This window comes from Legionella qingyii (assembly GCF_003184185.1).
Genome location: NZ_QHJG01000045.1, coordinates 22,203 through 28,202, shown reverse-complemented (window position 1 = coordinate 28,202; position 6,000 = coordinate 22,203). Strand labels below are relative to the sequence as shown.

Here is a 6,000-nt window from a genome sequence, read left to right as displayed (position 1 = left end):
ACTCCGGAATCGGTGATCAAATGACTAACGGAATTAGTGATCAAGTCCTCCGGAATACGCATTTTGAACGAGTAGATTTACTACTTAAATATAATCCTGATTTAAATTTAAAAAATAAAGGCACGGAACAAGGTGAGGGCCAAACTGCTCTTGAGTTAGCTCAATATAATCTAAAGCAATATCATGAGAGCGGTAGGGGTAATAAGCAAATCATAGAGTCGTATTCAAAAATAATAGACGTTTTGGAAAAGCACTTAAATCTTAATACTATAAGTAATAAAAACTGAATTGAAATAACGACAATTGGGACTGATTTTACAGTTCATGTGATAGAGGGGCATTTTGAGTTAAATGGCCAAGCAAAGTGATACCCCTTCTGTGAAGCTACTTTTTCTATAATTACTACCAGGTTCTCAAATTACTTAGGCTTTTCATAGCCATTCATAAAACGTTTGAGAACCTAGCTAACAATTAACACATTCAATAAAGAACAAGGAGAATGGGATAGTGAATCAGGCACACAGCCTGAAAGGTTAGTATACACGATCCCATTTTATAGAAATATCAACCTAAATAGAAATCTAAAAATCGGCTTTAGTTATTGATATTTTGTTGGTTATTTCATCACTGCTAAGTGCCTCAAATTTACGGAGCATAGCAGTAGCTTCTTCGATATCCTTCTTAGGTGAATTAGATTTCATAACCCAATCCAATGCTGTATAACCATTACTGGATGGTAAATTAACATCTATTTTTAATTTCTCTTGATAACTTAATATTAATTTTAATAAAGGCAAATTTACTACGGAACTTGCTTTGCGTAATGCCAATGAATAATCTTTTTTATCAATTGCATTTAACAAAGGTATAAAATTTTCATTATCCCCGCATAATTTTTTTGCCTTAGTCATTAATCGCTCATGATGATACTGCTCAGAATTCAACTGGTGTAAAAAAGAGAACTGTGGCTCAATATGTGTTCCAATTTTAGAATTTTGATCGTCATTATTCGATTTTAAAGAAAGTAGATTTTCTTCAATAATTGCAACAAATGAATCAATGGCCGGGGGGGAGGCTGGTAATTCCATGGGTTCAATATCTATTTCTAGTTGAGTAGAGTTAAGAGTGTCCACAATTGAGGGTTTTTCATTGTTCATTAGAGCTAAATAATCTTTTTGCCCTTTTTTGACCACTTCTAATGCTTCATCAGTGGATAACATCTCCAAGCGATTTGGATCTATTATTAAACAAAGTGGTAGATTATTTTTGGCTAATAGTCGGTTAAGTAAAATATAAAAAGTTCGACAATTGCCATCCGCAAATGGGTGCAATTGATTGAGCAATTTTACATGCTGAACAATTATTCGTAGTATTTGTTCATCATTCGTACCTGCCTTACTAACCGCTTCGTTATATGAATTACAAAGGTCCTTCAATTCTTTTTTCATTAATTTTTGAATAGACAATCGATTGCCAGATGCAGGTAGAAGCTTGTTTTCTAAAATGTTAATGAAACACTTATACTCAGTATTGGTTAGGAGTGATGCAAATAATTTGTTGAATCCAGTCGCATTTGGGAAATAGTCCTCTGTTTTGCTGGTCACGCCAAAAAATTGCCTTTGCTGGAAAATTACACTAAGACCTTTTTTTAGTTTTGAGTTAAAAGGGTATAAAAATACCTCTTGCCCTGAGAGATTTGTTGGTTTGAAGTGAATATAATGAAAAGGATTTTGCTTATCAACAAACCAAAATTTTAAAAACTCTTCAAATCCTTGTTGTGAACCATTTGGATTTATTGGTTGGAGTATCCGGCCATCAGGGGTTCTTAACTCAGCTAGGCCTACAGTAAAAAAATTGGGTGAATTTTTAAGTTGTCCTGGATGACAATTTGGTTGATGAGCTAATGCTTGAGCATGTATACCACAAATTATCTCAGGGCTAAGTCCGTCAGTTAAAGAATCATTAAAAGCATAGTTATAAGCATTTAACATCGCCTTTGTATACCCAGCCTCACGATTTTCAAAAGCCTGAATATTATTAGTTTGAGATAAATTAATTATATCTATAAAAAACAGGTGTAAATATTTTTTAAAATCTTCTACGGGAAATTTTTTTGTTGTAGTGTTATCTGTGTGCATAAAATAGATCCTTGTATCTACTACATTGTGTAGCAAAGTCGTCAATTGGCGCAGCATTTTATATTAATATGCTAAAAATAAAAGAAATTTTTAAAATCTGATATAATCTTTCATGAGGGCGCGAAAGGCATCATCATACTATCAAAATTCCTGGAGCGGGAGAGAGGGCAGATCGTAGTGAAATTGAAAAATCTTTGATCAATTCAAGACTAAATATTGTCTAAAAAACTTCAGGGGCGTTGCCTAGTATTAACATTAATAATTTATTTTGCTCTAAATTGATGTCATTCCCGCGTAGGCGGGAATCCATATTACAAACAAAGTAATAAACTAATTTGATGGATAGATTCCCGCCTGCGCAGGAATGAAACTACATAAACAATTTTCCCATTAATTACTCGAAAAACGGTACAAAAACAGGTGCCGATACCTCCGGTCGGCCAACCCGACACATTCTCTCGAGAGTCCAAACAATAATTGGCTTTCTGGAGGAACTTGATAACTTGCTGACAAGAGATTCTCGGTTATAACCCCAATTCCAATAATAGCAATCGACTATACTTAATAAATAATGATGTGGATTGGGAGTTTACCGATCATGGCAAAAGCAAAAGTTCAACGAAGTAACAACCCTCCCTTCCAAATAATGATCTGTGGAACCAACCATTCTGGTAAAACAACACTTTGTAATGCATTGCGGGGTGCGGATTCACCGGGGAACATACATACGCCCTCTATCGATACGTACGATACATCAATTGAAGAGGGAACTAAAATTAGATTACTTGATTTCGCAGGATCATACGATGATGTAGTTTCATACCTAAGACAACACTATATCGAACAATCGCAAATTTGTGTGGTGTGCATCGATAGAGATAATACGAATTCATATAATATAGCTGAAATGGCTATCAAAGAAATTCACAAACTCGATCCGGACAAGAAAATTGTTATCGCCCTTACCAAAGAAGATAAATACTTGAAATCACGTGACTATGAAATACTCGTGAAAGATAGCATGCTTAAAAAACTTGAAGCAACATATGGTATCGGAGCTTCTATCAAAACCAGTGCAGCGAAGAAGGATGTAGCAGAATTGCAAACTACATTGCTCAAACTTAGAGAGGAAGTTATCGCTAGGGAAGAAAGGGGAATGCCTAATATTTCATCTGTGGAAGAATATTTTCCCGTGGAAGAATCCTTGGACGAAGTAATAAGGAGAATACATAATTTATCAGCACTCTTTGATAACGCTCAGATAGAACTTACAAGGCAGGATGCTTTGGCGAAGAAAGAATCTAACGCTGAAGCTATGGAGGCCATAAATGAATCAATGGAGGTAATGTCTAAATTTTCAAAAAAACTAACTGACATAACAAAAATTCCGGAGGAGATGAAGAATGCGCCAGATACAGAAAAAAGGGACGCTATGCTTAAAGAATTTGAAGCTGCATTTAATAAGTATGCTCGCGACGCTAATTCCACATTATTGACAATCCCCCCCCCCCAAAATGTGAAGCATTTTTTATTCAGGCTATTGCGTGCTCCATTTATCAAGCTGCGAATGTATACCCATGAAGAAAAGGCAGAAAAAGAGCGGGTTAAACATCAAACTGACTTCAAAAACAGACTGCAGATGGAGGGGGATCGTTATAAGGAAAAAAACAGCAACAACGATCAACAATCAGGAAAAAAAGATGATACGGCAATAGATTCTAGTTTGTCCTGAGTTCTTTGCAGAGCCGACCTACGCTCGACGTTAGAGATGTGAGAAAAGATAACTAAATTGGTTTGAACATTATGTTTTCCATTTGTTCAGGTGCCTTAGTAGAGACTAATTGGGGTGTATTATACTTCGTCGTGAATTCGCTAACCTGAAACATATAACCAGTGCCGGACTCATTCTTAACTATTTCAATTTTTGCATTTATTTCGGCGAGTGGAACTATATTGTTTTCTGTTTCGCCTTGGACTTCGCTAAGACATTGCATCAGGGGTTTCTCTAGCTCATCCTCATTAAGCTCTATCAAAGAAATACCATCGCTACCCATCACAAAAAGCCGTTGAGGACTGCTCATATCAAGAGGATCCGCATAAGAACAGGTTAGGATTTTTAAATTAACCGTCGCATAAATTTTATCGTTACTATCTTTAGACCAATTAATGTGTCCAACAGTAATACCACTTTCTAAGCCTTGAATATCATCCTCAACCAACTTAGTCGTATTAGTAAATTCCTTCAAGAGACTCCCTTGTAAAAACTGACCACCAAAATGATAAAGTTTATTGGCTTTTGAATGAGGTGTATCAATTTTATCACCAGCAAAATTTTGTATGGCTTCTTGCAATATCCTCTCTCTATGACCCAACACAGCCCCCGGAATAATTGCAGCGCCATATAGTGTTACTCCCTTTCGGATAAGATCATCGATAATTGTAGACTTATCGTTAGCTTCTTCCTGTTGGGTAGTGGTTTCCATATCATAAAGAGCTTGTGATTCTTTGAGTTCACTTTGACTGTAAGAAATTTCGCTGCAGGGAATTTCACCTTGGGCATGAAGATTTGCCAATTCATGATGATTGATTAAGGTATCATGAGTTTTAACCAGTAAACGAAAGAGAGAAGAGTTTTCATGTATTGAATATTGAACATTTTTTTTCTCAGAGGCACTTTCTTTCTGTACCTTCTTTTGAATACCAATGTTTTGAGAGGTTCGGTAGCGATGGTTATCCAACCAGTCCGCAAAAGAAACTTTTTTAGAGCCTGTAGTCGTAATCGTTAAATGCTCTAGAACTTGCAAGGCGTCAGCCAATTCACCAATAGTCATTGGCTGACGCTTAAGTGCTATCAAATTAAAAAAGTTATCAATTGCTGTCAAGTTTTCTCTAGTTTTAAAAAAACTCTTCTCTTGACTTCTAGTTATCATCTCTTTTAATTTATTCCATTCTACTGCAATCTGTGCAAGTGCGGTTTCTGTTGTTTTCATAACAATATTTCTCGCAAAAATTGATCACCATGATTATTTTATGGTATAAAAATTGAGTTTATATTAAAAATGTAGACCATTTATCCGGGCATGATGTGAAAAAACTACTAACCTTATCTAATTTAGGGATTTTTTTTTTGTTTCTCGAAATAATTATTCCGCAATAAATTTGAATTATATGGAAGTTTGCTTTGTCCATTCGGTTGTTTTTGCTCTGAATTAACTATCTTAAAATGGAGAATAAATATGTTTTTTAAGCAAGAACTCAAAGGAACTATCGAAAATGAAAAAAAAGTACATTGTTTTTTCATTCCAATCGTGGAGCAAATAAAAGCAAGTGATTACAATAAAACTTATATTTGGAATTTGGCGAAAGAAGCCAATATAACACGTAAATTTTATTCCTCACCCGAGTTATTGGCACGCATGGAATCAGGGCGGTTAGGTCCAAAAAGTATCTTATCTTGCTATAAAGTCTCATTGACAGAAACACAGCACCAACAATTAAGAGCAGTTAGCGGTAGAGACAATGTCTTTCTCGGCTCTTTGAATTTTATCTACTCTGATATTGAAAGCCTTATCCATTTTGTTCAAGGACGGCAACTAGAGCATGCGAATCCTTTCTACGAGCAAGACACGCCTGTAAATCAATCAGTTCGCGCTGCATAATGGATAAAGTAAGTAGCCGTTGTAGATAAAATTAATTATTACAGGACTTATGAAAACCCCCAATCTCTTCGTTAAAAAATGTTTTTAATTCGGTCATTTAGTCTATCTAAACTCCCTCATTAAAAACATTTTTTGCCTCGACCCTGGTGGTTTTCGTAAGTCCTGTATTATTTCTACGTTGCGCGCCAAGGAAGACTAAGGTG

General features: G+C 35.5%; 5 protein-coding genes. 3 read left to right on the top strand and 2 right to left on the bottom strand.

What is annotated here, in order from left to right:
* A partial coding sequence (locus DGG96_RS18865) for a hypothetical protein (protein ID WP_205872628.1) occupies window positions 1-287 on the top strand: 287 nt, incomplete at its 5' end.
* Between the two features lie 294 nt (window positions 288-581).
* Here the strand turns inward: DGG96_RS18865 and DGG96_RS18860 are convergent.
* Window positions 582-2,138, bottom strand: coding sequence for a Fic family protein (locus tag DGG96_RS18860; protein WP_158618899.1), 1,557 nt, complete (start codon window positions 2,136-2,138; stop codon window positions 582-584).
* A 598-nt stretch (window positions 2,139-2,736) separates the two neighbouring features.
* On the opposite strand from DGG96_RS18860, the gene DGG96_RS18855 reads away from it, so the two are divergent.
* Window positions 2,737-3,870, top strand: a complete 1,134-nt coding sequence (locus DGG96_RS18855) for a GTPase domain-containing protein (protein ID WP_158618898.1) — start codon at window positions 2,737-2,739, stop codon at window positions 3,868-3,870.
* Between the two features lie 52 nt (window positions 3,871-3,922).
* Here DGG96_RS18855 and DGG96_RS18850 read toward each other — a convergent pair whose 3' ends face one another.
* The gene (locus DGG96_RS18850) at window positions 3,923-5,128 is read right to left on the bottom strand and encodes a hypothetical protein (protein ID WP_110144031.1); all 1,206 of its coding nucleotides are present in this window, start codon (window positions 5,126-5,128) and stop codon (window positions 3,923-3,925) included.
* Between the two features lie 246 nt (window positions 5,129-5,374).
* Here DGG96_RS18850 and DGG96_RS18845 point away from each other — a divergent pair, with 246 nt between their 5' ends.
* Window positions 5,375-5,797, top strand: a complete 423-nt coding sequence (locus DGG96_RS18845; RefSeq protein ID WP_110144030.1) for a hypothetical protein — start codon at window positions 5,375-5,377, stop codon at window positions 5,795-5,797.
* Window positions 5,798-6,000: the final 203 nt, after the last annotated feature.